At 58.1% G+C, this 26,290-nt stretch carries 26 protein-coding genes; 15 read left to right on the forward strand and 11 right to left on the reverse strand.

The genetic code is table 11. From position 1 onward, the window contains the following. Window positions 1-8: 8 nt before the first annotated feature. Window positions 9-1,334: a PTS sugar transporter subunit IIC gene (locus tag GNG27_RS00090; protein ID WP_142487675.1), complete on the reverse strand. Its 1,326-nt coding sequence runs from the start codon at window positions 1,332-1,334 to the stop codon at window positions 9-11. A gap of 331 nt (window positions 1,335-1,665) precedes the next feature. Between GNG27_RS00090 and GNG27_RS00095 the strand changes: the two genes are divergently transcribed. The 3 genes from GNG27_RS00095 to GNG27_RS00105 are packed head-to-tail and all read left to right on the forward strand — an operon-like array spanning window position 1,666 to window position 3,474. Beyond that, window positions 1,666-2,013 carry a YidH family protein gene (locus GNG27_RS00095; RefSeq protein ID WP_142487676.1) on the forward strand — a complete coding sequence of 116 codons (348 nt, stop codon included), beginning with the start codon at window positions 1,666-1,668 and terminating at the stop codon, window positions 2,011-2,013. Continuing rightward, window positions 2,003-2,365: a DUF202 domain-containing protein gene (locus GNG27_RS00100; protein WP_156262596.1), complete on the forward strand. Its 363-nt coding sequence runs from the start codon at window positions 2,003-2,005 to the stop codon at window positions 2,363-2,365. The genes GNG27_RS00095 and GNG27_RS00100 overlap by 11 nt, the downstream gene beginning before the upstream one ends. Beyond that, entirely contained in the window at window positions 2,362-3,474 is a 1,113-nt protein-coding gene (locus GNG27_RS00105; protein ID WP_197090549.1) for an anaerobic sulfatase maturase, read from the forward strand. The genes GNG27_RS00100 and GNG27_RS00105 overlap by 4 nt, the downstream gene beginning before the upstream one ends. Here the strand turns inward: GNG27_RS00105 and dsdA are convergent. The 4 genes from dsdA to tisB all read right to left on the reverse strand — a co-directional run bounded on the left by dsdA (window position 3,471) and on the right by tisB (window position 6,814). Next, window positions 3,471-4,769 carry a D-serine ammonia-lyase gene (gene dsdA / locus GNG27_RS00110; RefSeq protein WP_156262598.1) on the reverse strand — a complete coding sequence of 433 codons (1,299 nt, stop codon included), beginning with the start codon at window positions 4,767-4,769 and terminating at the stop codon, window positions 3,471-3,473. The genes GNG27_RS00105 and dsdA overlap by 4 nt on opposite strands. A gap of 61 nt (window positions 4,770-4,830) precedes the next feature. Next, window positions 4,831-6,015, reverse strand: a complete 1,185-nt coding sequence (emrD, locus tag GNG27_RS00115; RefSeq protein WP_156262599.1) for a multidrug efflux MFS transporter EmrD — start codon at window positions 6,013-6,015, stop codon at window positions 4,831-4,833. 198 nt (window positions 6,016-6,213) lie between these two features. After that, window positions 6,214-6,660, reverse strand: a complete 447-nt coding sequence (locus GNG27_RS00120) for a GNAT family N-acetyltransferase (RefSeq protein ID WP_156262600.1) — start codon at window positions 6,658-6,660, stop codon at window positions 6,214-6,216. A gap of 64 nt (window positions 6,661-6,724) precedes the next feature. After that, window positions 6,725-6,814: a type I toxin-antitoxin system toxin TisB gene (gene tisB, locus GNG27_RS00125; protein ID WP_039032257.1), complete on the reverse strand. Its 90-nt coding sequence runs from the start codon at window positions 6,812-6,814 to the stop codon at window positions 6,725-6,727. Window positions 6,815-7,097: 283 nt separating this feature from the next. Here tisB and GNG27_RS00130 point away from each other — a divergent pair, with 283 nt between their 5' ends. The 11 genes from GNG27_RS00130 to nepI all read left to right on the forward strand — a co-directional run bounded on the left by GNG27_RS00130 (window position 7,098) and on the right by nepI (window position 19,036). Next, window positions 7,098-8,318 (forward strand): ISL3-like element ISKox3 family transposase, encoded by a 1,221-nt coding sequence (locus GNG27_RS00130; protein ID WP_000343760.1) that lies wholly within the window; start codon window positions 7,098-7,100, stop codon window positions 8,316-8,318. Window positions 8,319-8,661: 343 nt separating this feature from the next. After that, window positions 8,662-8,760, forward strand: coding sequence for an ilvB operon leader peptide IvbL (ivbL, locus tag GNG27_RS00135; RefSeq protein ID WP_103824263.1), 99 nt, complete (start codon window positions 8,662-8,664; stop codon window positions 8,758-8,760). A gap of 99 nt (window positions 8,761-8,859) precedes the next feature. After that, the gene (gene ilvB / locus GNG27_RS00140; RefSeq protein WP_156262601.1) at window positions 8,860-10,548 is read left to right on the forward strand and encodes an acetolactate synthase large subunit; all 1,689 of its coding nucleotides are present in this window, start codon (window positions 8,860-8,862) and stop codon (window positions 10,546-10,548) included. Window positions 10,549-10,551: 3 nt separating this feature from the next. Next, window positions 10,552-10,839: an acetolactate synthase small subunit gene (gene ilvN, locus GNG27_RS00145; RefSeq protein WP_039032259.1), complete on the forward strand. Its 288-nt coding sequence runs from the start codon at window positions 10,552-10,554 to the stop codon at window positions 10,837-10,839. Window positions 10,840-10,963: 124 nt separating this feature from the next. Beyond that, window positions 10,964-11,554, forward strand: a complete 591-nt coding sequence (uhpA, locus tag GNG27_RS00150) for a transcriptional regulator UhpA (protein WP_142487683.1) — start codon at window positions 10,964-10,966, stop codon at window positions 11,552-11,554. Further along, complete coding sequence (gene uhpB, locus GNG27_RS00155) at window positions 11,554-13,059, forward strand: signal transduction histidine-protein kinase/phosphatase UhpB (protein WP_156262602.1); 1,506 nt, start codon at window positions 11,554-11,556, stop codon at window positions 13,057-13,059. The genes uhpA and uhpB overlap by 1 nt, the downstream gene beginning before the upstream one ends. Further along, a complete protein-coding gene (locus tag GNG27_RS00160; protein ID WP_156262603.1) occupies window positions 13,052-14,371 on the forward strand; it encodes an MFS transporter in 1,320 nt (439 codons plus the stop codon). The genes uhpB and GNG27_RS00160 overlap by 8 nt, the downstream gene beginning before the upstream one ends. A gap of 132 nt (window positions 14,372-14,503) precedes the next feature. Continuing rightward, on the forward strand, window positions 14,504-15,895 hold the full coding sequence (gene uhpT, locus GNG27_RS00165; protein ID WP_156262604.1) for a hexose-6-phosphate:phosphate antiporter: 1,392 nt from the start codon (window positions 14,504-14,506) through the stop codon (window positions 15,893-15,895). A gap of 162 nt (window positions 15,896-16,057) precedes the next feature. After that, window positions 16,058-17,062, forward strand: a complete 1,005-nt coding sequence (locus GNG27_RS00170) for an alpha/beta fold hydrolase (RefSeq protein WP_156262605.1) — start codon at window positions 16,058-16,060, stop codon at window positions 17,060-17,062. A 164-nt stretch (window positions 17,063-17,226) separates the two neighbouring features. Further along, window positions 17,227-17,679, forward strand: coding sequence for a DUF1198 domain-containing protein (locus GNG27_RS00175; protein WP_156262606.1), 453 nt, complete (start codon window positions 17,227-17,229; stop codon window positions 17,677-17,679). A gap of 166 nt (window positions 17,680-17,845) precedes the next feature. Next, window positions 17,846-19,036, forward strand: coding sequence for a purine ribonucleoside efflux pump NepI (gene nepI, locus GNG27_RS00180; RefSeq protein WP_142487689.1), 1,191 nt, complete (start codon window positions 17,846-17,848; stop codon window positions 19,034-19,036). Between the two features lie 37 nt (window positions 19,037-19,073). Here the strand turns inward: nepI and GNG27_RS00185 are convergent, their stop codons facing one another. From GNG27_RS00185 to GNG27_RS00210, 6 genes are all read right to left on the reverse strand, one after another. After that, window positions 19,074-19,979 carry a DMT family transporter gene (locus tag GNG27_RS00185; RefSeq protein ID WP_156262607.1) on the reverse strand — a complete coding sequence of 302 codons (906 nt, stop codon included), beginning with the start codon at window positions 19,977-19,979 and terminating at the stop codon, window positions 19,074-19,076. 130 nt (window positions 19,980-20,109) lie between these two features. After that, window positions 20,110-21,489: a carbohydrate porin gene (locus GNG27_RS00190; protein ID WP_156262608.1), complete on the reverse strand. Its 1,380-nt coding sequence runs from the start codon at window positions 21,487-21,489 to the stop codon at window positions 20,110-20,112. Between the two features lie 161 nt (window positions 21,490-21,650). Further along, window positions 21,651-21,953 carry a PTS lactose/cellobiose transporter subunit IIA gene (locus GNG27_RS00195; RefSeq protein WP_072250852.1) on the reverse strand — a complete coding sequence of 101 codons (303 nt, stop codon included), beginning with the start codon at window positions 21,951-21,953 and terminating at the stop codon, window positions 21,651-21,653. Window positions 21,954-21,968: 15 nt separating this feature from the next. Continuing rightward, window positions 21,969-23,354, reverse strand: coding sequence for a glycoside hydrolase family 1 protein (locus tag GNG27_RS00200; protein WP_156262609.1), 1,386 nt, complete (start codon window positions 23,352-23,354; stop codon window positions 21,969-21,971). Between the two features lie 17 nt (window positions 23,355-23,371). Then, entirely contained in the window at window positions 23,372-24,697 is a 1,326-nt protein-coding gene (locus tag GNG27_RS00205) for a PTS sugar transporter subunit IIC (protein WP_106995599.1), read from the reverse strand. Window positions 24,698-24,709: 12 nt separating this feature from the next. Continuing rightward, complete coding sequence (locus GNG27_RS00210) at window positions 24,710-25,024, reverse strand: PTS sugar transporter subunit IIB (protein WP_032615638.1); 315 nt, start codon at window positions 25,022-25,024, stop codon at window positions 24,710-24,712. A gap of 294 nt (window positions 25,025-25,318) precedes the next feature. Here GNG27_RS00210 and GNG27_RS00215 point away from each other — a divergent pair, with 294 nt between their 5' ends. Next, the gene (locus tag GNG27_RS00215; RefSeq protein WP_142487693.1) at window positions 25,319-26,266 is read left to right on the forward strand and encodes a LacI family DNA-binding transcriptional regulator; all 948 of its coding nucleotides are present in this window, start codon (window positions 25,319-25,321) and stop codon (window positions 26,264-26,266) included. Window positions 26,267-26,290: the final 24 nt, after the last annotated feature.

The following is a 26,290-nucleotide window of genomic DNA, read 5'->3' on the forward strand; positions in this document are numbered from 1 at the left end:
GAGATGATTTAGCCCGCGTAAGGCCCGAGATGGAACGTTGAGGCAATAAACTTAAGTACTTCGCAAATCGCTGGCCATAACGTCGCCCAGTCGAAAATACCGGTCCAGCCCACCCCTTCGGCGGCGAGTCCGGTTAAGGGAATGGCCCATACGGTGCCGAAGGTTTGAATAATCCCCAGCAGGAAAGTACAAATAATCACGGCGCGATAACCACCCAGCCGGTTAGCTAATACTCCAATTGGGCCGCCGGAGAAAAATAATGGTACAAAACCGGGAAGCACCATAATAGGGCTATGGGTAATAAGCAGAATGCCCATCGAGAAAATAGTGCCGAAGGTACAGAAAATAAATCCGAGGGTGGCGGCATTCGGGGAGAAGGGTAATAACGCTGCGACATCGACGGCGGGAATAGCGTCGGGAATTAAACGATCCTGCCAGCCTTTAAACGAGGCGTTAATTTCCCCGACCATCATGCGCACGCCCTGCAACAGGATCACCATATACATAGAGAACTGCAGGCCGAGATTTATAATGTAGATATACCAGGGCTTACCTTTTGCCATGGCCTGAACGTTATCGATGCCGGTGGTCAGTAAGAACCCGCCAACGAACAGGGTCATCACTATGGCGATGGAGGTGACGTTATGGTTAAAAATCGCCAGCCAGCCGGGTAGCTTCATGTTTTCAGCATCCTGCTTCTCAGCGTCGCCAAACAGGTGGGCAAATTTCGAGAAAAACCAGATCCCCAGCATCTGGTTATGAGCAATGGTAAAGCCCGCATTATTGGTGATTTTGGCGACCGGTTTGGCGATCAGGGTCGTGGCGAACGCCCAGAATACCCCGGTTAAAATTCCGGCGATAATAATTGACTGCACCCAGCCAAAGCCCAGCCAGAAGACGATCAGCCACAGCACTGCCTGGGAGTGAGACACCCCGGTATTGCCGGTCAGAAAAATGCCTTTTACCTTTGTGTAGCGGCCAAATAAAACCAGCAGCAGATTGGTAAAAAAGGCCAGCACAAACACATAGCCCACAAAACCGAAATTATCCCCAAGCGCAATCTGGGTTGCCGCTTTCATGGCATAGGAATCCATTAAATAACCATGGATCCCATAAGATTTACTGACCGCATCGGCAACGGGTTTAAAGGTGGCTGAAAACTGAAACCCGCCAAAGAGCACCATCATTAATCCCACCATGGCGCTAACCATACCGGTAATAATTTTAATCGGCGATTTCTTATCAAGGGCATAACCCAGTCCCACCAGCAATCCAATTAAAATAGCGGGTTCGGTTAGAAAGGATTGTATTACTGAAATAAAGTCAGAAAACATAATGCAGTCAACCTCCGTGATATTCGCTTCCGGATGAATAAAATCCAGCTGAGTGTTGCTTGTAATTTAATAACGGAACGACTAATAGTTTATTTGGTAAGATATTTTGAAAGCGAAATCACTTTAATAATCAAATATTGTCATTTAAAGATTAAGTTTGATTTTTTGTGATTCTATTTGCAAAAATAGGCAGCATATAATTTGAGATTATTTAACTGAACAATAAATACAAAGCTTGTATATATGCCCGTTGTTCAGGGTAGAGAGGCGGTCCCCGGATACGTTACTATTGCCGCAGTTTTGTACAACGGGCAGTCAGACAGGAGACGTCATGAAAATTTCCCGCCTCGGCGAAGCGCCGGATTATCGCTTCTCGCTGGCAAACGAGCGTACCTTTCTGGCGTGGATCCGCACCGCGCTGGGCTTTCTGGCGGCCGGTGTCGGCCTCGACCAGCTGGCGCCCGATTTTGCCACGCCGGTGATCCGCCAGCTGCTGGCGCTGCTGCTGTGCCTCTTTTCCGGGGGGCTGGCGATCTACGGCTACCTGCGCTGGCTGCGGAATGAAAAGGCGATGCGTCTGAAAGAAGATCTGCCCTACACCCACAGTCTGCTGCTGGTCAGCCTGATCCTGATGATAGTGGCGGTGATTGTGATGGGGCTGGTGCTGTATGGCGGATAGCCGCAAAGCGCGCCGTCAGGCTGACCCGGGGCTGCAACCGGAGCGCACCTCGCTCGCCTGGCTGCGCACGCTGTTTGGTTACGGCGCGTTGATGGTGCTGGCGGTCAGGCACAACTGGCAGCAGGCGGGCCCGCTGTTCTGGGTGGCGCTGGGCGTGCTGGCGATGGTGGCGCTGATCCTCTGGCACTACACCCGCAATCGCGCGCGGATGGACGTTTCGCTGTACGACTTTTCAGCATCCAGACCGGTGCGTATTAAATTTATGATCGCCCTCGCAGTGTTATCCCTCGCATTACTGTTTGCTGCTAGTCACGTTCACCATCTCATCATTTTTATCAGGGATTTTGCATGACAGGATGTCAGGTCATGGCCAAGCCGGCCAGTTCACGTTGCAATCTCGATTGCCGCTACTGTTTTTATATCGATAAGCCCCAGCAGCCGATCATGGACGACGCCACGCTGGAAACCTTCATCCAACAGCACATCGCCGCCCAGCCCGGGCCGGAGGTGCAGTTTGCCTGGCAGGGTGGAGAGCCGACGCTTTGCGGGCTGGATTTCTTCCGCCGCGTCGCGGCGTTGCAGCACCGCCATGGCGGAGGAAAGCGCATCACCAACGCCTTTCAGACCAATGGGATCCTGCTCAACGACGCCTGGTGTCGGTTCTTTCGCGAGCAGGGCTGGCTGGTGGGGATCTCGCTGGATGGCCCGGCGGCGCTGCATGATGCATATCGCGTCAGCCGCAACGGCAATCCTACTCATCACAAGGTATTGGCGGCGATAGAGAAGCTGCGCGCCCATCGGGTGTCGTTTAACCTCCTGACGGTCATTAACCGGCAGAACAGCTGCCAGCCGGAGCGCCTGTATCGCTATTTACGGGCGCTGGGCACGCCCTTTCTGCAATTTCTTCCGCTGCAGGAGCACGATAATCCGGAATCGGTCAGCGATCGGCAGTGGGGAGAATTCCTGTCGACGGTATTTGACGTCTGGGTGCGGGAGGATATTGGTCGCGTCTTTGTGCAGCTCTTCGACTCAACGCTGGGGGTGTGGTGCGGCTATCCGTCGCAGATGTGTTCTCTTGCCGCCACCTGCGGCCACGCCTTTGCGCTGGAGGCCAATGGCGATCTCTTCCAGTGCGATCACTACGTCTGGCCCCAGTACCGGCTGGGCAACATCCATCAGACGCCGCTGGCAGAGCTTAATCAGAGCGAGGCGGCCATCGCCTTTGGGCTGCGCAAGCAAACAGACCTATCCGCCGAGTGTCGGGCCTGCCCGATGCGTCACCTGTGTAACGGCGATTGCCCTAAACACCGGGTGGATGGCAAAAGCGCGCTCTGCGCGGGGTATCAGGCGTTCTTCCGCCACTCCGCCCCGCATATGCGGGTGATGCGCGATTTAATCCGCCATCACCGTTCGCCCATAGAGCTGATGGCGCTGCTCCAGCAGAGCCACCGGGCAAGTTAACGCCCTTTTGCCAGGTACTTCGCCATCTCCTCGTCCGGCACCATCCCGCCGCCGGTCGCCCACACCAGGTGGGTGGCGTTCTCCAGCGAATAACGACCGGAGGCGGCGAGGCGCACCGGCCCGGCCATGCCCGCCAGCGCCGACGGCTCAAGGCGAATGTTCTCCTCCTGCGCCAGCCAGCTCAGCATGTCGTACATACTCTGATCGGAGAGGGTGTAGAACCCGTCGAGCAGGCGCTCCATGGCGCGGCCAACAAAGCCGGAGGCACGGCCTACCGCCAGACCATCCGCCGCGGTGAGATTATCGATCCCCAGATCCTGCACCGCAATCTCATCATGCAGACCGGTATACATCCCCAGCAGCATGCACGGTGAGTGGGTCGGTTCGGCAAAGATACAGTGAACATGATCGCCAAAGGCCAGCTTCAGCCCGAACGCCACTCCGCCAGGGCCCCCGCCCACGCCGCACGGCAGATAGACAAACAGGGGATGATCCGCATCCACCACCCGACCCTGTTCGGCAAACTGCGCTTTCAGACGCTCGCCTGCCACGGCATAGCCTAAGAACAGGGTGCGGGAGTTTTCATCGTCGATAAAGAAGCAGTTCGGATCGTTTTCCGCCGCCTTGCGCCCTTGTTCCACCGCCACGCCGTAATCTTGCTCATACTCCACCACCGTCACGCCGTGGCTGCGCAGTTTTGCCTTCTTCCACTCGCGGGCGTCGGCGGACATGTGCACCGTCACCTTAAAGCCGATGCGGGCGCTCATGATGCCAATGGACATCCCGAGGTTGCCGGTCGACCCCACTGCGATGCTGTACTGGCTGAAAAAGTCCTTAAAGCGGGGCTCCAGCAGGATACTGTAATCGTCGTCGAGGCTGAGCAGCCCGGCGGCCAGGGCCAGTTTTTCCGCGTGGGTCAGCACTTCATAGATCCCGCCGCGGGCTTTAATCGAGCCGGAGATCGGCAGATGACTGTCTTTTTTCAGCAGCAGGGTGCCGGGGATTGTGATGTTTGATTCCTGTTGCAAGCGCTGATGCATCGCCGGAATAGCGACCAGATCGGATTCAATGATGCCGTGGTTTGCGGCGGTTTCCGGAAAAGCTTTTGCCAGATAAGGGGCAAAACGCGCCAGGCGGGCATGGGCGTCGTCCACGTCCGCCTGGGTCAGGCCGACCCAGGGTAACCCGTCGGCCAGCGTCGTGGCGTTCGGGTTAAACCAGGTAGTCTCTTGCAGGGCAATCAGATCGTTGAGCAGGGGGTACTGCGCGATTAACTTCAGATGTTCTGGCGTCATAGGATCCTCTCAGGCGTATCCCCTTAAGAAAACAGGAAACCAGCCTGAGGGCAAGATCCGCTTACACCGCCTGCTCGTGATGCGAGGCGCGGGAGGCCAGCGGCAACCAGCAGAGCACAATCAGCAGGCCCATAAGCGTCATCAGCAGCCCGAGGCTGGCCTGTCCGTTTTGCGGCATCATCGCCGAGAGCCAGGCCAGCGCGCCGGAGCCGATATTCTGCAGGCCTCCCACCAGCGCCCCGGCGGTGCCCGCCAGGAACGGGAAGGGCTCCATCGCGCCGCTGGTCGCCAGCGGGAACAGCATCCCTGCGCCAAAGAAGAACAGCGCGGCCGGGATCAGCAGGGTCCAGACGTTCATCACCCCGAACAGCCCCGGGATCCACATCATCAGCCCTGCCAGCAGGCAGCTCACCACCGACTGCCACATCAGGGTGGTGAAGCGTTTATTGGCGCGTCCGGCAAACCAGGCACCGAAAAACGCCGCCGGGATCGGCAGAATAAACAGAATACTCACCACCATGCTGCTGAGGCCCAGCCCGGCACCCAACAGCACGCCCGAACTGGCTTCGAACACTGCGATGCCCGCCAGGCCGCCCACCAGCATCAGCACGTAGCAGTTAAAGGCCCCGTTGCCGAAGAGGATTTTGTAGCTGGTGAGTAGTTTGGTGCGCGGCGCTTCAGTGGGCCGGGTTTCCGGCATCCAGCGCGCCATGCTGAAGGTAACGATGACGCACAGCACCAGCAGGAAGCCGTAGCAGGCGCGCCAGGACCACATGGTGTCCAGCAGGCCGCCAATGAGCGGGGCGAGCAGCGGGCTGACCAGAATGCCCATATTCAGCAGGCTGTTGGCATGCCGCAGCTGGGTGCCCTGATACATATCGCGCGGCAGGGTACGCGCCATCACCCCGCCGACGCCGGTGCCAACGCCCTGCAACGCGCTGGCGGCAATCAGCACGCTCAGGCTGTGGGTGGTCATGGCAATCACCGTGGCGATCATAAAAATCGTCATCCCGACCAGGATCACCGGACGGCGACCAACGCGATCCGAGAGCGGGCCGTAGAACAGCTGCGAGACGCCGTAGGTCAGCAGGTAAGCGCCCATCACGCTCTGCACCGCGCCTTCACGGACGTTGAGTTCCTTCGCCATATCCGCAATGGCCGGGATATAGATGGTTTGCGCCATCTGACCGACGGCGACCAGCAATACCAACATCAAGAGTAAATTAACGTTCCGCTGTCTTTTCATGTCGCTGAATACTTTTGCCAAAAGTGATAAATAAAGAATAAGTGACTACACATTCCCATAAATGCGCGAGGAATCTACCACAGTGAGATGGCAAGTTAAGCATTGCGATGATGAATGGAAAACGGCAAAAAGGCAGGATTAATAAACAAGAACGGCAACTAAAGTTGCCATAGGATCGGGCCGGACGCTGCCGGCCCGTTACACTGCGCAGAATAACCGGTGCGTGACGCGCGGTTCATCCGCGACCAGCGTAAAGCCAGCCCGCTGGTAGAATGGCCAGGCGGTGTGGGGCGCATGGGTATTGAGAAAATCGAACCAGATGCTGGCATCGGCCATCACCACGGCGAGCAGCTGCCCGCCGATACCCAGCCCACGACAGCTTTCGCTGATATAGAGATGGCGGATACGGCCGGCCCGCGGCTGCTGGCTGAACGGATCGCGGTTTAGCCCGCAAATCCCCACCAGTTTGCCGTTCAGAAACGCACCCAGCAGCTTTTCACCCGGGGCGTTAAAGCGATTTTCACCCCGCTCCCAGTTCTCTTCCAGCCTGCGCAACATATTGAAATTGAGCGCGGTACTCTCGGCTTTCAGCGCGATATAGCCCGGCTCGTCCGGCGTGACAGGCTCAATTAATAAACGCAACATAGCATTCCCTCGTTATTAAAGAGGGGCGGTTTCCCGCCCCTCTCTGGTGCGGCTTGAACCTGAATCACTTAACGTATTTCAGGACAGCATCAAGCAGTTGCAGTGCTGCAACAATGAGTTTGAGGATAAGTACAACCATATCCACTACGCTCATACGCGTCTCCTCTGGTTAAGGAGCACGATGCTGGCGTACCTTTCCGCCGCCTGTGGCCAGCACCTTTGTTGACGTAACACAGTGTGCTCAGTTGGGGAGTGGAGGCGCTGACGGCACCACCCGTTTCAGCCAGGACTTCGTTGCGCCGGTGTACTACGAGCGGCTCCCCTCGCACCCTGTGAACACACCCAGTATAGATAAATACTGTATATATGAGGGTCTTCCCTTGTTGTGGTGGCTGAAGGCATGATAATGGTGTATTTAATCGCCAGAGGTCACCGCCATGGACGAAAAGTCCCTCTACGCTCATATTCTCAACCTGTCCGATCCGTGGCAGGTAAAGTCCCTTTCTCTCGATGAAAATGCCGGTTCTGTTACTGTCACTATTGAGATCGCTGAAAACACCCGGCTAGCCTGTCCGACCTGCGGTAAATCCTGTTCTGTTCACGATCACCGTCATCGTAAATGGCGCCATCTTGATACCTGCCAGTTCACCACTATTGTTGAAGCCGATGTTCCACGAATTATGTGTCCGGAGCATGGCTGCCTGACGTTGCCTGTTCCGTGGGCTGGCCCCGGAAGCCGGTATACGTTGCTATTCGAATCGTTCGTTCTCTCATGGCTGAAAATCAGCACCGTTGATGCTGTCAGGAAGCAACTTAAGCTCAGTTGGAATGCGGTTGACGGCATTATGACCCGGGCAGTTAAGCGAGGTCTTGCCCGGATAAAAAAGCCATTATCCGCCCGTCATATGAATGTGGATGAGGTCGCCTTTAAAAAAGGACATCGTTACATAACGGTGATCTCCGATCGCGATGGTCGGGCGCTGGCCTTAACGGATGATCGCGGCACAGAGAGTCTTGCCGGCTATCTTCGCACGCTCACTGATGGGCAGTTGCTGGCTATCAAAACGCTCTCAATGGACATGAACGCGGGCTATATAAGAGCAGCGCGTATCCACTTACCCAGTGCGGTTGAGAAAATCGCCTTTGACCGCTTCCATGTGGCGAAGCAACTGGGCGAGGTAGTTGATAAAACCCGTCAGAATGAACATCCGCACCTCCCTGTTGAAAGCCGACACCAGGCAAAAGGAACCCGCTTCCTGTGGCAGTACAGCGATAAGTGGATGACCGAATCCCGGCAGGAAAAGCTGATGTGGCTGCGTGCACAGATGAAGCTGACGAGCCAGTGCTGGGCGCTGAAAGAGCTGGCAAAGGATATCTGGAACAGGCCATGGAGCGAGGAAAGACGGAGTGACTGGCAGAGATGGTTGGCGCTGGCGGCTAACAGTGACGTTCCCATGATGAAAAATGCCGCGAAAACGATAGGAAAAAGGCTGTACGGGATCCTGAATGCGATGCGACACAGTGTCTCAAACGGAAATGCGGAGGCACTTAACAGCAAGATCAGGCTGCTGAGGATAAAAGCCAGGGGATACCGAAACCGGGAGCGCTTTAAACTGGGGGTGATGTTCCACTACGGAAAGCTGAATATGGCGTTCTGAGCCTTCCCACCATGATCGGGGAAGACCCATATATGAACAGTAATTTATGGACAAAACGTGAAGCGGGAGCCATACTCAAATGCGTCAAAATCCGTGCCGTAAATTGCGCGTTCCCGTGCGATCGCGTATACTTCGTGCGTTGACGTAACACAGTGTGCACTGCGGTCACCAGCCGTAAACGCTGTAAAAAAACCTCGCTTCGGCGGGGTTTTTTGTTTTCATCACCCGACAAGCGAAACGTGATCCCTGACGCATTTTCAGGCAGATGAAAATAATTCCGTTGTCACGCCTGACAACCTGTGCTTGTATAAATCCACTCAATGATTCCAGAGACAGGTCTCCCATGACTGCATCCATGAACACCGCGACCCTACTAAAAACTGCGCACCCAGCCGCAGTGGTCGTCGTGCGTGTGGTGGTGGTCGTCGGCAATGCGCCGTAGGGACTGGATCAACACACGATTCCAAACCCCGCCGGCGCAAACCGGCGGGGTTTTTGTTTAAAGCCCCCCGGAAAGTCGGCCCATAAGAAGGACTGGAGCATGGCAAGTTCGGGCACAACATCACACAAGACGCGTTTCACTGGCGCGCAGTTAATCGTTCATTTGCTGGAACGTCAGGGCATTACCACGGTTGCGGGTATTCCTGGTGGAACGGTACTCCCGCTGTATGACGCCTTAAGCCAGAGCACGCAGATCCGCCACGTGCTGGCGCGTCACGAGCAGGGTGCAGGCTTTATCGCGCAGGGCATGGCGCGAACCCAGGGCAAACCGGCGGTCTGTATGGCCTGTAGCGGGCCGGGCGCCACCAACCTGGTCACCGCCATCGCCGACGCGCGTCTCGACTCTATTCCGTTAGTCTGCATTACCGGCCAGGTGCCGGCCTCGATGATCGGCACCGATGCATTTCAGGAAGTGGACACCTACGGCATCTCTATCCCCATCACCAAGCACAACTATTTAGTGCGCGATATCAGCGAATTACCGCAGGTTATCAGCGATGCGTTCCGTATCGCCCAGTCCGGTCGTCCGGGCCCGGTGTGGATAGACATTCCTAAGGATGTGCAGACCGCTGAAATTGAGATCGACGTGCTGCCGGAGCCCGGCACCCGCGCGCCATCGCCAGCGTTCAGCGCAGACAGCGTGCGTGAAGCCGCCGCCATGATTAACGCCGCACAGCGCCCGGTGCTCTATCTGGGCGGCGGGGTGATTGATGCGCCAGACGCGGTGCGCGCCCTGGCAGAAAAAGCCAGCCTGCCGACCACCATGACCCTGATGGCGCTGGGCATGCTGCCAAAAGCGCACCCGCTGTCGCTGGGGATGCTCGGCATGCACGGCGCGCGCAGCACCAACTTTATTCTGCAGGAGGCGGATCTGCTGATCGTTCTCGGGGCACGTTTTGATGACCGGGCGATTGGCAAAACCGAGCAGTTCTGCCCGAATGCCAAAATTATTCATGTGGATATCGACCGCGCGGAGCTGGGCAAAATCAAGCAGCCGCACGTGGCGATTCAGGGCGACGTCAACGAGATGCTGGCGCAGCTGCTGCCGCATATCGACGCCACCCCGCGCAGCGCGTGGCATCAGCAGGTAAGCGGGTTACAGCAGGAGTTCCCGGGTGCCATCCCGACCGAAGGCGACCCGCTGAGCCACTACGGGCTGATTAATGCCGTGGCCGCCTGCGTGGACGACAGCGCCATCATCACCACCGACGTCGGTCAGCATCAGATGTGGACCGCTCAGGCCTATCCGCTGAACCGTCCGCGCCAGTGGCTGACCTCCGGCGGGCTGGGAACCATGGGCTTTGGCCTGCCTGCGGCAGTAGGCGCGGCGCTGGCGAACCCGGACCGCAAGGTGATCTGCTTCTCCGGCGACGGCAGCCTGATGATGAACATTCAGGAGATGGCGACCGCGGCGGAAAACCAGCTGGATGTGAAAATCATCCTGATGAACAACGAAGCGCTGGGGCTGGTTCACCAGCAGCAAAGTCTGTTCTACAAGCAGGGCGTCTTTGCCGCCACCTATCCGGGGATGATTAACTTTATGCAGATTGCCGCCGGTTTTGGCCTGCATACCTGCGATCTGAATGCCGAAGAGGATGCCCACGCGGCGTTGCAGGCGGCGATCTCACGCCCGGGCCCGGCGCTGATCCACGTCCGTATCGATCCACAACAAAAAGTCTATCCGATGGTCCCACCCGGTGCGGCCAATACAGAAATGGTGGGGGAATAAGCCATGCAAAAACAAAATGATAACGTCATCCTGGAGCTTACCGTCCGCAACCATCCCGGGGTCATGACCCACGTCTGCGGGCTGTTTGCCCGCCGCGCGTTCAACGTGGAAGGCATTCTCTGTCTGCCGATTCAGGGCAGCGAACACAGCCGCATCTGGCTGCTGGTGAATGACGATCAGCGGCTGGAGCAGATGATGGCGCAGATCGACAAGCTGGAGGATGTGGTGAAAGTGGTGCGCAACCAGTCCGATCCGACCATGTTTAACAAAATTGCGGTGTTCTTCGAGTAAATCACTTAAGGTAAGCGGCTTTGCCGGATGGCGCTGCGCTTATCCGGCCTACAAGGACTTTACCCGTAGGCCGGATAAGGCGTTTACGCCGCCATCCGGCGCGTTCACGCATCAGGATCCAGCCATGACCACCATCGCCCTTATCGACGATCACCTTATCGTCCGTTCCGGATTTGCCCAGCTGCTGAGCCTGGAGCCCGATTTTCAGGTGGTGGCCGAGTTCGGTTCCGGTCGCGAGGCGCTGGCCGGTCTGCCGGGACGCGGGGTGCAGGTCTGTATCTGCGATATCTCGATGCCGGATCTCTCCGGGCTGGAGCTGCTGAGCCAGCTGCCGAAGGGGATGTCGACCATCATGCTCTCGGTCCACGACAGCCCGGCGCTGGTGGAACAGGCCCTGAACGCGGGCGCACGCGGGTTCCTCTCCAAACGCTGTAGCCCGGACGAGCTGATTGCCGCCGTGCGCACCGTCGCTACCGGCGGCTGCTACCTGACGCCGGACATTGCCATCAAGCTGGCGGCCGGACGCCAGGATCCGCTCACCCGACGTGAACGCCAGGTGGCGGAAAAGCTGGCCCAGGGGATGGCAGTGAAGGAGATCGCCGTTGAGCTTGGTCTGTCGCCCAAAACCGTCCACGTTCACCGCGCCAACCTGATGGAAAAACTGGGCGTCAGCAACGACGTCGAGCTGGCTCGCCGCATGTTTGACGGCTGGTAATGAATTCCCTTTTCTCCCGGCTGGTGGCGGTGGTCGCCAGCTTCTTCATCTTCTCTGCCGCATGGTTCTGCCTGTGGAGCATCAGCCTGCATCTGGTGGAGCGCCCGGAGCTGGCGGTGCTGCTCTTCCCCTTTGGCCTGCGTCTGGGGTTGATGCTGCAATGCCCGCGCGGCTACTGGCCCGTTTTGCTCGGTGCTGAATGGCTGATGCTGGCCTGGCTGGCACAGCAAGTGGCGCTGGCGCATCTGCCCTTATTGATGACCGGAAGCGTGCTGACGCTTATTCCCGTGGCGCTGATCTCCCGCTATCGTCACCAGCGCGACTGGCGCACCCTGCTGGGTCAGGGAGCGGCGCTGATTGCCGCCGCGCTGCTACAGTCCCTGCCGTGGGCGGGCGGAAAGGAGATGCTCAACGCGCTGCTGCTGACCCTGACCGGCGGCCTGACGCTGGCTCCGACCTGTCTCGTTATCTGGCACTACCTCACCAGCACCGTCTGGCAGCCGCTCGGGCCGGCGCTGGTTTCGCAGCCGGTGAACTGGCGGGCGCGGCATCTGATTGGTTATGTGCTGCTGTTTGTGGTGAGTCTGTGGCTCCAGCTTGGCCTCCCCGCCGAGCTGTCGCGCTTTACCCCGTTCTGCCTGGCTCTGCCGATTATCGCCCTCGCCTGGCACTACGGCTGGCAGGGGGCGCTGATCGCCACCCTGATGAACGCCATTGCGCTGATTGCCAGCCAGACCTGGCACGATCACCCTGTGGATCTGCTGCTCTCCCTGCTGGCCCAGAGCCTGACCGGGCTGCTGCTCGGGGCGGGCATTCAGCGTCTGCGCGAGCTGAACCAGTCCCTGCAAACCGAGCTGGCGCGCAATCGCCGCCTTGCCGAGCGGCTGCTGGAGACCGAAGAGCACGTCCGCCGCGAAGTGGCCCGCGAACTGCACGATGATATCGGCCAGACCATCACCGCCATCCGCACCCAGGCGGGCATCGTTCAGCGCCTGGCCCCGGACAACGCCGGGGTGAAGCAGGGCGGGGCGCATATCGAACAGCTCTCGCTGGGGGTGTATGACTCGGTGCGCCGTCTTCTGGGTCGGCTGCGCCCGCGCCAGCTGGACGATCTGTCCCTTGAGCAGGCGGTACGCTCCCTGATGCGCGAGATGGAGCTGGAGAGCCGCGGCATCGTCAGCCATCTCGACTGGGATATCGACGAAACGGCGCTGAGCGAAGGCCAGCGCGTTACCCTGTTCCGCGTCTGTCAGGAGGGGCTGAACAATATCGTTAAGCACGCCAACGCCAGCGCGGTGACGTTGCAGGGCCGGCAGCAGGATGAGTGGCTGCGGCTGATGATCGAAGACGACGGCTGCGGTCTGCCGCCGGGCTCCGGCCAGCAGGGGTTTGGCCTGGCGGGGATGCGCGAGCGCGTGAAGGCGCTGGGCGGTACGCTGAACATCTCCTGCACCCACGGGACGCGCGTCAGCGTCAGTTTGCCGCTAAGGACTCAGCATGTTTAAAACCCCCGTCAACGCAGCCCCGATCGGCGACAAAACCGAGATCGACGCCCGCTATTGCTACTGGCGTCGCCACATCCTGATCACCATCTGGCTGGGCTACGCGCTGTTCTATTTCACCCGCAAAAGCTTCAATGCCGCCGCGCCGGAGATCCTCGCCAGCGGGGTGATGACCCGCACCGATATCGGCCTGCTGGCGACGCTGTTTTACATCACCTACGGCCTGTCGAAGTTCTTCTCCGGCATCGTCAGCGACCGTTCTAACGCCCGCTATTTTATGGGCGTCGGGCTGATCGCCACCGGGGTGGTGAACATCCTGTTTGGCTTCTCCACCTCGCTGTGGGCCTTTGCCCTGCTGTGGGCACTGAACGCCTTTTTCCAGGGCTGGGGCTCGCCGGTCTGCGCCCGCCTGCTTACCAGCTGGTATTCGCGCACCGAGCGCGGCGGCTGGTGGGCCATCTGGAACACCGCGCATAACGTTGGCGGGGCGCTGATCCCCATCGTGGTGGGCGCGGCGGCGCTGCACTACGGCTGGCGGGCAGGGATGATGATTGCGGGCGGTCTGGCGATTGTTGCCGGGCTGTTCCTCTGCTGGCGGCTGCGCGACAGGCCGCAAACCGTGGGCCTGCCTGCGGTGGGCGACTGGCGGCACGACGCGCTGGAGATCGCCCAGCAGCAGGAGGGAGCAGGGCTGACCCGCCGGGAGATCCTCACCCGGTACGTGCTGCTGAACCCCTGGATCTGGCTGCTGTCGCTCTGCTACGTGCTGGTCTACGTGGTGCGGGCGGCGATCAACGACTGGGGCAATCTGTATATGTCCGAGACGCTCGGCGTCGATCTGGTCACCGCCAACTCGGCGGTATCGATGTTTGAGCTGGGCGGATTTATCGGCGCGCTGGTGGCGGGCTGGGGGTCGGACAAGCTGTTCAACGGCAACCGCGGGCCAATGAACCTGATCTTCGCCGCCGGGATTTTGCTCTCCGTCGGCTCCCTGTGGCTGATGCCCTTTGCCAGCTACGTGATGCAGGCGGCCTGCTTCTTCACCACCGGTTTCTTCGTGTTTGGCCCGCAGATGCTGATCGGCATGGCGGCGGCCGAGTGTTCACACAAGGACGCGGCAGGGGCGGCGACGGGCTTTGTCGGCCTGTTTGCCTATCTTGGCGCGTCGCTCTCCGGCTGGCCGCTGGCGCGGGTGATCGACACCTGGCACTGGAGCGGATTCTTTGCGGTCATCGCCATCGCGGCGGGGATTTCTGCTCTGCTGCTGCTGCCGTTTTTGCATGCTCAGGCGCCGCGCGAGGCCAGCGAAGCGTGATGCGCCTCACCTTTTCGCCCTGAGTGGCGCAAAACTAAGAAATTTTCCCGGTTCCGCCTGGACGCTGTCTCAGGCGTCACTCCCGACTGATTTTTACAATGCGATAAAAATCAGCTCGGGAGAGATTTATTCATGCTGGCCTTCTTAAACCAGGTGCGCAAGCCGACCCTGGATCTGCCGCTCGATGTGCGGCGAAAAATGTGGTTCAAACCCTTCATGCAGTCCTATCTGGTGGTCTTTATCGGCTACCTGACCATGTACCTGATCCGCAAAAACTTTAACATCGCCCAGAACGATATGATCTCCACCTACGGGCTGAGCATGACCCAACTGGGGATGATTGGTCTCGGCTTCTCCATCACCTACGGGGTGGGGAAAACCCTGGTTTCCTATTACGCCGACGGCAAAAACACCAAGCAGTTCCTGCCGTTTATGCTGATCCTCTCCGCCATCTGTATGCTCGGCTTCAGCGCCAGCATGGGCGCGGGCTCGGTCAGCCTGTTTATGATGATCGCCTTCTACGCCCTGAGCGGTTTCTTCCAGAGTACCGGCGGGTCATGCAGCTACTCCACCATCACCAAATGGACCCCGCGCCGTAAGCGCGGTTCGTACCTCGGGATGTGGAACATCTCCCACAACCTCGGCGGGGCGGGTGCGGCAGGCGTGGCGTTGTTCGGCGCGAACGTCCTGTTCGACGGCCACGTCATCGGCATGTTTATCTTCCCGGCGATTATCGCCCTGATCGTCGGTTTTATCGGCCTGCGCTACGGCAGCGACTCCCCGGAATCCTATGGACTGGGTAAAGCCGAAGAGCTGTTTGACGAAGAGATCAGCGAAGAGGACAAAGAGACCGAAGAGAACGAGATGACCAAATGGCAGATCTTTGTTGAGTACGTGCTGAAAAACAAAGTGATCTGGCTGCTCTGCTTCTCGAACATCTTCCTGTATGTGGTGCGTATCGGTATCGACCAGTGGTCGACCGTGTATGCCTTCCAGGAGCTGAAGCTCTCTAAAGAAGTGGCGATTCAGGGCTTCACCCTGTTCGAAGTGGGCGCGCTGGTGGGCACCCTGCTGTGGGGCTGGCTCTCCGACCTCGCCAACGGCCGCCGGGCGCTGGTGGCCTGCGTCGCGCTGGCGCTGATTATCGCCACCCTGGGCATTTATCAGCATGCCAGCAACCAGTACGTCTACCTTGCGTCCCTGTTTGCCCTCGGCTTCCTGGTGTTTGGTCCGCAGCTGCTGATCGGCGTGGCGGCGGTGGGCTTCGTACCGAAAAAAGCGATCGGCGCTGCCGATGGGATTAAAGGCACCTTTGCCTACCTGATCGGCGACAGCTTCGCCAAGCTGGGTCTGGGGATGATCGCCGACGGCACGCCGATCTTCGGCCTCACCGGCTGGGCGGGCACCTTTGCCGCGCTGGATGCGGCAGCCATCGGCTGTATCGTCCTGATGGCGATGGTTGCAGTGCTGGAAGAGCGCAAGATCCGCCGCGAAAAACGCGTGCAACGTTTGAAAGCAGCCTGAGTGTGCAGGTAACTTTTTGCCCGGCTTGATGCCGGGCTTTTTTACATTATCACCCCGATTACCTTACCCCGCTTTACACATCCGCTCCGCCCCATGCTCTACAGTGTTATTTCGCTGCCGCCTTTCGCGCAGCTTTAGCCCCTTTGCTAATGGAGAGCTTGCATGTTGACCCGACGATTGTCCTGCCTTGCCCTGCTGGTGGCGCTGGCCTCACCCGCGATGGCGGCCGATACCCCCACCTACGGCGAGAAGCTGGAAGGTTTTGACTACGCCTGGCCGGTGAAACACTTCACCTTTACCTCGCAAAATCAGTCTCTGGATATGGCTTATCTGGACGTGAAGCCGGAAAAAGCCAACGGCCACACCGTGGTCCTGATGCACGGTAAAAACTTCTGCGCCGGCACCTGGGACGGCACTATTCGCGCCCTTACCGCCAGTGGCTACCGCGTGGTGGCCCCCGATCAGATCGGTTTCTGTAAATCCACCAAGCCGGAACGCTATCAGTACAGCTTCCAGCAGCTGGCGGATAACACCCACGCGTTGCTGAAAACGCTCGGCGTCGATCGCGTGACGGTTATCGGACACTCGACCGGCGGCATGCTGGCCACCCGCTACGCGCTGATGTGGCCGCAGCAGGTAGAACAGCTGGTGATGGTCAATCCGATAGGTCTTGAGGACTGGAAAGCGCGCGGCGTGCCGCATATTACCGTCGACCAGTGGTATCAGCGTGAGCTGAAAACCAGCGCCGACGGCATCCGGCAGTACGAGAAAAATACCTACTACGCCGGGGAGTGGAAGCCGGAATACGAGCGCTGGGTCACCATGCTCGCCGGGCTGAACAACGGGCCGGGCAAAGAGCGTGTGGCCTGGAACTCGGCCCTGCTCTACGACATGATCTACACCCAGCCGGTGATCTATGAATTCAGCGAGCTGAAGATGCCGGTATTATTGATGATCGGCACAAAGGACAACACTGCCATCGGGAAAGATCTCGCCCCGCCGGAGGTGCGCAAGACGCTCGGCAACTACGCGGTGCTGGGCCAGGAGACGGCTAAGCGTATTCCGCACGCCACCCTGGTCGAGTTTAACGACATGGGCCACGCGCCGCAGATGCAGGATCCGCAGCGTTTCCATGAGGCGCTGCTGAAAGGGCTTCAGGCGCGCTGACTGGTCTTTAACCGCACGCCAATATTCGCCCGGATGCCTTCCCCGGGCGGATATCTTTTTTCATGACCCCAATCCACTGTTTCTCCGTTCATTAATCCGACGTTGCCTGCTGTCGATACCCGGCATTTCCCGATATCATGCTCGGCTAACCCTAAGGAGAGTTCATGGTCTGGATAATGCTGGCTACGCTGGCCGTGGTATTTGTGGTGGGCTTTCGCGTCATGACGTCGGGACCCCGGCGCGCGATTCGTCGTCTCAGCGAGCGTCTGGGCATTACCCCGGTTCCCGTAGAATCGATGATCGACCAGTTTGGCAAAAGCGCAGGGAATGAGTTTATCCGCTATCTGGAGCGCCCGGACGAAGCGCACCTGCAGAATGCCGCCCAGGTGCTGCTGATCTGGCAGGTGTGCATTGTCGACAGCAGTGAAAACAACCTGCTGAGCTGGTATCGCCTGCTGCGCAAGGCGCGTCTCGCCGCGCCGATCACCGATGCCCAGATCCGCATGGCGCTTGGCTTTATGCGCGATATGGAGCCCGATCCGTACGAGTTTAACGCTTTTCAGCTGCGCTATAACCAGTTCTTCCTGCCGGAAGAGGGGGTCTTCTTCCTGCATTGATATTCCCCGGTGGCGCTGCGCTTACCGGGCCTACAAGACCCGTAGGCCGGTGCAAGCGTAGTGCCGCCCGGCAAAAAGTGCCAAAAGTTGTCAAAACGTTAAATGGATCACATTTAAACTGTTAAACTGCGCGGCTTTCCCGCTCATTTTATCCCCAGGTGATGCCATGACAGAACAGATCCAATCCGCCCCTTCGCCCCATGCCAGGGCGGTCTCCCGCCCGAACTGGTCGGCGGTTTTTTCCGTGGCGTTTTGCGTCGCCTGCCTGATTACCGTGGAGTTTTTGCCGGTTAGCCTGCTGACGCCGATGGCGCAGGATCTGGGCATTTCTGAAGGGCTGGCGGGCCAGTCGGTCACCGTCACCGCCTTTGTTGCCATGTTTGCCAGCCTGTTCATTACCCAGGCGATTGGTACCACCGATCGCCGCAAGGTGGTGATCCTTTTTTCTGTCCTGCTGACCCTCTCCTGCCTGCTGGTCTCCTTTGCCGATAACTTCATGCTGCTGTTGCTGGGGCGCGCCTGCCTCGGGCTGGGGCTGGGCGGATTCTGGGCAATGTCGGCCTCGCTCACCATGCGGCTGGTGCCGGCGCGTACCGTGCCGAAAGCGCTCTCCGTCATCTTCGGCGCGGTCTCCATCGCGCTGGTGATCGCCGCCCCGCTGGGCAGTTTCCTCGGGGGGATCATCGGCTGGCGTAACGTCTTTAACGGTGCCGCGGTGATGGGGCTGCTGTGCATTCTCTGGGTCTGGAAAGCGCTACCGTCGCTGCCGGGCGAAGCCGCACATCACAAGCAGAACATGTTCAGCCTGCTGAAACGCCCCGGCGTGATGGCGGGAATGATCGCCATCTTTATGTCGTTTGCCGGGCAGTTTGCCTTCTTTACCTACATTCGTCCGGTATTTATGACCATGGCCGGGTTTGACGTCGACGGCCTGACGCTGGTGCTGCTGAGCTTCGGTATCGCCAGCTTTGTCGGCACCTCGCTGTCGGCGCAGTTCCTGAAACGCTCCCTGAAAGTGGCGCTGGCAGGGGCGCCGCTGGTGCTGGCAGTCAGCGCCGCCGTGCTGATCCTGTGGGGCAGCGACAAGTGGGTAGCCTCGGCGATTGCGATTATCTGGGGCTTTGCCTTTGCGCTGGTCCCGGTAGGCTGGTCGACGTGGATCACCCGCTCGCTTGCCGATCAGGCTGAAAAAGCCGGGTCGATCCAGGTGGCGGTGATCCAGCTGGCGAACACCTGCGGCGCGGCGGTGGGAGGCGTTGCGCTCGACCATCTGGGACTGACGTCACCGCTGGTCATCTCCGGCACATTAATGCTGATGACTGCGCTGCTGGTGGCGGGGAAGGTTAAAGCGCAATAAGTGTTTGGCCCTCTCCCTGAGGGGAGAGGGCATCAGGCTACGCGGACGTCTGAACCCGTCTTCTCGAATCCATCGAAATCAGCACCACCGACGACACAATCAACAGCGTGCCCAGCCAGTCCGGCAGGGTAAACGCCACGCCCAGTAAAATCACCGACAGCAGGGCGCTGCTCAGCGGCTCGGCGCAGCTCAGAATGCTCGCCTTCGGCCCGCCAATCATCTGCGCGCCTTTCAGATACAGGCTGAAGGTCACCGCCGTGCCGATCACCACCAGATAGAAGAACGCCAGCAGCAGGCTACCGTCGACCACGAAAGCGGTGCCGCGCCCGGCATAGAACGGCGTCAGCATTAACCCGGCCAGCAGCATACTCCAGCCGACGATCGGCAGCGTGCCGTAACGGGCAATCAGCGTGGAGGGGTAGGTGGTATAGAACGCCGCGGCGAAGGCGGAGGCGATGCCCCAGCAGAGCGCGGCCGGGGAGATAGTCAGCGAGGTCGGGTCGCCGTGGGTGACCAGTAAAAAGGTGCCGACAAGCGAGGTCATGATCGCCGCCAGCACGAAAATGCCCGGGCGCTTTTTGCGCGCCAGCGCGAACCACGCCACGATAATGGTCGGCGACAGGAATTGCAGCACGGTGGCGGTGGCGGCGTTGGATTTTTCAATCGTCACCAGGAAGGTGAGCTGAACGATCAGCGCCCCGAACAGGGAGAAGATCAGCAGGCTGATGGCGTCTTTGCGATTTTTGATGATCGAAAAAATCTTGTCGCCGTGGACGAATGAGAGCGTCAGCAGGATCACGCCGGCAAACAGCAGGCGGATCATGGTCAGATAAGGCGAGGGGATCTGACTTTTCTCCATGATGTACTGCGCGCAAACCCCTGAGCTGCCCCATAAAATGGCGGCGATCAGGACGTTCAGCATCCCTTTACGTGTGGAACCCATGCTCTCCCCTGCGATAGTGGCTTTCAAAGGCCAGCAGCATAACACGGGTCCTGCCGGGTGGCGCTACGCTTACCCGGCCTACAAAACCTTGTAGGCCCGTGCAAGCGCAGCGCCGCCGGGCGCAGTTGATTTAGAACCAGGCTTCCCACATCGCGCCGACGTTGAAGTCGTCGAGCGTTTCATCCCTGGTGTTGTTCACGCGCGCGGTGCGTTCGTTATCCACCTTGCCGCCGGTGACGTAGAAGCGCAGCATCGGACGGAATTCCGGGCCCATCGCGATGGACATGTTCTGCGACAGGGTCAGCTTCCAGCCCTTGTTATCCCCGCCGTTGTCGTAATCAACATGCTGCCAGCCCGCTTCCAGCCAGGTGGAGTGCACGTCGTTCCACCAGTGCATCGGCCGCACGATGGCGTTGTAGTTCTTGCGGTTGTCGGTGCTGTCACGGCTGTTGTCGTAGTCGTGGAAGGCCAGAATGTACTCCACCTGGGTCGCCTGGGTGAACTTGTGCAGCCCTTCGAAGCTGGCGTACACCGTGGTCAGGTCCTCGGTTTTGTTGAACACGCTGTTATCCGAGTTATCAGAGTAGCGGGCGATCACCTTGTTCACGCCGCTGTCGTTGGTGTGGCTCAGGACCACGCCGCCCTGCCAGGCGTTGGTGCGCTCTTCCGTTTCGATGGCTTTCGAGTCAAAGCCGTAGTTGGCGTACAGCTCCAGGTCGATGGGGCCGAGCTTCATGCCGTGAATTTTGGAGGTGGCCGCGTAGTTGCCCTTGTCGCCGGTGCCGGAGCCGCCGGTACAGGTGATGCGCGACGGGTTGGCCTCGTCGTCCATCACTTCCGGGCTACAGGATTCGACTGCCGCCACGGTCGCCACGTCAAACTGCACGCCGCCGATGTCGAAGTTCTTCACCCCGGCCCCCTGGCCGTCGTGGTTCATCCAGAAGTAGTCGTTGATGCCCTGCTGCGGACGCTGGTGGAAGTCACGCCCGGCCCAGAGATAGGCGTTCGGGTTGGACGCCAGAATGTTGGTCACCCCGGCGTAGGCCTTCTTCAGGTTAACCTCGTCGCCCCAGTGGTCGATCATCACGTTGACGTCCCAGATGGCGCCGTTTTCGCCCTTAAAGGCTTTTGAGAGCTGGAACTCGCCGCCGTTGCCTTCGTTACCCAGACGGCCGATCGCCGAGGCGCCGTTATAGGAGCCGTCCACCGCGACGTATTTCTGATCGGCGGCCTGGAAGTGGGCCCCGTAGCGGGCATAGCCGGTAAATTTAATCCCGAACGGGATCGCCATATCCGGGGACTGGGCGGCGCTTTGCGGTTCGTTGATGACGTCGGCTTTTTTCGCCACCGCGGCATCCATTTTCGCCTGGCGATCCGCCAGGGCTTTATCCACCGCTCTGGCCACAATGGCGTCGATTTGCTCCTGCGTAAATTCCTGTGCGAATCCGGAAACCGGGCAAAGCGCGGCGATTACCGCCATTGTTAATGGAAGTTTTTTAATCATATTCATGGTTATCTCAATATATTTAAATTTTATTCAGACAATAACCACCCCGTTCCGGATTGACAGAATATGTCGCTATCATCAGAAAAGGTTGATTTTTATTTTTTAGGATACAGAGGCTTTATACTATTATCGTAACGATATCTCCGGTGCTGATATTTAATTAATTAACGCTGATACAGGTGAATAATTTCTTCGGATAATTCACGGGCCAGCAGCGAGTTCATTAAGTGATCCTGGGCGTGTACCATAATTAACGTCATCGGCTGACGGGCTTCGCCCGCGTCCTGCTCGATAAGTTTGGTCTGCATATGGTGCGCCTGGCGCGCGTAGCCATCGGCTTCGCGCAGCAGGCTTTTCGCTTCGTCAAAGTTGCCCTGCCGCGCAGCATGCAGTGCTTCAAAGCACAGGCTGCGCGACTGACCAGCATTGACGATGATTTCCATTACGGCTTCTTCTAAGGCAATCATCATCAGTTACTCTGTTTATTTATCAAAACTGTTATTTAGAGAGGTGGCAGCAAACCACTCTCCGCTCTTTTTAATGGTGCGTTGCTGCGTTTCCAAATCGAGCTGGACAAAGCCATAACGATTTTTATAAGCATTACACCATGACCAGTTATCAATAAATGTCCACATATGGTAGCCAAGACAATTACAGCCTTCGCTAATGCTTTTATGCAGCCATTTAAGGTGTTCAGAAATAAAATCGATTCGATATTGGTCGTTAATCTGGCCGTTCTCAATAAAACGCTGCTCGTTTTCGACGCCCATACCATTTTCAGAAATAAAACAGCGTGGGTTGCCGTAATTATCGCGCAGGTTAATGAGAATATCGTAAATACCTGGCTCGTAGATTTCCCAGCCGCGATACGGGTTCATCTTGCGGCCCGGCATCTCGTAGCTATCAAAGAACCACTCCGGCATAAACGGTGCCTGCGGATTAATGGCCGTATCACGACACTTCACCCGACGCGGCTGGTAGTAGTTAATGCCCAGCAGGTCGATTTTGCCGTCGGCAATCAGGGCGCTGTCTTCCGGCAGACAGACGGGCAGCTGATCGTGCGCTTTCAGCATCGCCACCAGATCCGCCGGGTATTCGCCACACAGCACCGGATCGAGGAAGCTGCGGTTAAACAGCAGATCGCAATGGTGCGCGGCTTTCACGTCCGCCGGATTCTGCGAGCGTGGATAGGACGGCGTCAGGTTCAGCACGATGCCAATCTCACCGGCAAAATGCCCGGCGCGGAAGGCGCGAACCGCCTGGGCATGGGCCAGCACGGTGTGATAGGCCACGGTTGCCGCGCGACGGAAATCGACCACGTTCGGGTAGTGGAAGTCGTACAGATACCCGCCCTCTACCGGCACAATCGGCTCGTTAAAGGTAAACCAGTGCATTACCCGATCACCAAAAAGCTCAAAGCAGGTTTCTGCGTAGCGGGCATAGGCCGCCACCACATCACGGTTTTCCCACCCGCCAATCTCCTGCATCGCCATCGGCATGTCGAAGTGGAACAGGGTGATAAACGGCGTCACGCCCTGGGCAATCAGTTCGTCGATCACCTGATTGTAAAAAGCAACCGCTTCCTGGTTCACTTCACCGGTGCCTTCCGGGATGAGACGCGCCCAGCTTATCGAGGTGCGAAAGCTATTGTGGTTCAGCTGCTTTAACAGCTGAATGTCGGCTTTCCAGTGCTGATAAAACGTGGAGGTATTCTGCGGCCCTACCCCATTGTGAAAGCGATTCGGTTCGGTAGCGAACCAGTGATCCCAGGTGGTTAATCCCTTGCCACTGCCCTGGCTTTCCCCTTCGGTTTGCAGTGCAGAACAGGCGCTACCCCACCAGAAGTTTTCGGGAAATGCATATTTCATAAAACGTCCTCTTTGACTTAATTACCGACGGTCTCTGCTGCACCTACGGTTGCCTGCGCTTTTTGTTCTTCGGTTTTCATCAAGGAACGTTCATAAGCACGCAGGAACGGTAAATACATCACCGCCGACATGACCATACAAATGACGCACATCACCACCGGACTGAGCGCCCAGTTTGCCGCCCAGGAGGCACCAATTGGCGCCGGAGTGGTCCACGGCGTCAGCGAGACGACCTGTGCCAGCCAGCCGAGTTTGGTGGCGGTATAGGCCAGACAAGCGTTGATCATCGGAACGAACACGAAAGGAATAAAGAGCATCGGGTTCATGATGATCGGCGCACCGAACAGAATAGGTTCGTTGATATTAAAGAAGCTTGGCACCACGCCCATTTTGCCGATGGTGCGCAGGTGGGTGACGCGGCTGCGCAGCAGCAGGAAGGCCAGCGGCAGGGTCGAGCCCACACCACCAATCAGCAGGTAGTGATCCCAGAAGCCCTGCAGGTAGACGTGCGGCAGCGCAGCGCCGGCAGCCAGTGCGGCCTGGTTGGCGGAGAGGTTAGCCATCCAGAACGGGTTCATAATGCCGGTGACAATCAGCGCGCCGTGGATGCCGGCGAACCAGAAGATCTGGCACAGCAGCACGGAGAGCAGAATGGCAGGCAGGGAATCAGAGGCGGAAACCAGCGGCTCCAGCAGGTGCATAATCGCCTGCGGGATGATCATCCCGGTTTGCGCTTCGATAAACAGGTTCAGCGGGTGCAGGGTACCAATGATCACCACCACCGGGATCAGGATCTCAAACGAGCGCGCCACGCCGGTCGGCACTTCCTTCGGCAGACGGATGGTGACTTTATGGTCCTTCAGCCAGGCGTAAACGCGGGTGGCATAGATGGAGGTGATCAGGGCGGTGAAGATCCCCTGGCCCGACAGATACTGGGTAGAGATTTTGCCGTCGGCGTAAGGGGCGGCCACCAGCAGGAACGCCATAAAGGCCAGCAGGCCGGACATCACCGGGTCAAGATTGAACTGGCGGCCAAGGCTGGCGCCAATCCCTACCGAGATGAAGAAGGTCATCACGCCCATGCTGAGGTTAAACGGCAGCATCAGCTGTTCACGGTAGGTCTCGGAGAAATCGAGCCAGCCGCGGGCAAAGCTGTTGGTGGTGTCTGCGGAGAACGGCGGGAAGATAAACACCAGCATAAACGAGCCGATGATCATAAACGGCAGCGCGGCGGTAAAGCCGTCGCGGATGGCAATCACGTACTTCTGCTGGCCCAGCTTACCTGCCAGCGGCGCGATGGACTGCTCAATGACGGCAACCATAGATTGATATAACGAACTCATGAGAACACCTTCTTAGTGTGCCGCTTCGATGAGCGACAGAGCATAGTCCAGCACTTTATCGCCACGTTGCATACCGTAATCCATTGTATCGATGGACTGTACGGGTATGCCCTGGGTGGCAGCCTTGTCTGAGAGCGTTTTTAACATGTATTTGACTTGCGGTCCGAGAAGCACGACCTGATATTGCGGAAACTGTGTATCAAATTCTGAAACACCATACGCATCGATTTTGACCGGTAAACCGCGTTCGTTCGCGGCTTCGACCATTTTCCGAACCAGCAGGCTGGTGGACATCCCGGCAGAACAGCACAGCATTATCTTGAACATCGACAACCATCCTCAAAATGTAAATAGTTATTGCGGAGATGATTGGATAACATATGGAAACCGGTTTCCATTGATATAAGACAGAAGTGTGACAGCCATCAAGATCCCTTGCTTATGGGCCCTGATTATCAGATTCAGGTCACGAATTTTGGCTGCTTTTGCATCATATGGAGTGGAAACGGAAAATCGGTTTCCATGGAAAACGGAAACAGATATACTCCTGAGTGGCTATAATATGAGCCGAAGTGGAATCAGGAATTACAGGGGCCTGGAGAGACCTGTCAGGGGATAAAGATGTCTACAATCAACGATGTATCACGTCTGGCCGGGGTGTCCAAAGCCACGGTATCACGGGTGTTGAGCGGGTCGCGCGGCGTGAAGGAAGCCAGCCGCCAGGCCGTACTGAAAGCAGTGGAAGAGCTGAACTATCGGCCAAATGTGATTGCCCAGTCGCTGCTCAGCCAGTCTACCGGCTGTATCGGCGTCATTTGCGCCCAGGACAACATTAACCAGACCACCGGTTATCTGTACGCGCTGGAAAAACACCTTAGCCAGCACCAGAAGCACCTGCTGCTTCGCTTCGCCAACACCAAAGCCGAAGTCATGAGCGCGCTGGATGAACTGTCCTGCGGGTTATGCGATGACATTCTGATTATCGGCGCCCGTTTTCCGCTGCATATCGATCAGGAGAACGTCATCCTGGTGGATTGCATGGAAACCAACAACGTCAACAGTATCCAGTACGACCATGCCTTTGCCGCGGAAACCGCGTGTAACTTCCTTGCCAGCCAGGGGCGACGCCAGATTGCCCTGATCCACCCGCACGGCAGCGGTTTTGCCGATCAGGTGCTGCTGGGCTACAAGCATGGGCTGGAAAAGAACTTCCTGCCGTTTAATCGCAACCTGGTCTTTATGGAAGCCACGTCATCCTCCGTGGCCCTGCAGGAGCTGCTTAACAACGCCACTACGGTGAATTTCAACGCCCTACTGGTGGCCGATGAGCAGGAAGCGCAGCGGGTGATCCCGCAGCTGCAGGCGTTCAACCGATCGGTACCGGGCGACATCATGGTATTCAGTCTTGCGGGCTCCCTGCACCTGCCGGGCATTCCGACCATTCCGGCGATTGAGTACTCGATGGATGCCATGGCGGCACGGATTGTCAGCTGGCTGAATGAGAAGACCCAGATGCTGGGTTCGTATGTGCTGCGCGGGGATTTAATTATTCCGGATGTGCGACGCTAAAAAAATTAAGGGGGCTGTAGGGCC

It is taken from the genome of Leclercia sp. 119287 (assembly GCF_009734485.1).
Lineage (GTDB): Bacteria > Pseudomonadota > Gammaproteobacteria > Enterobacterales > Enterobacteriaceae > Enterobacter > Enterobacter adecarboxylatus_C.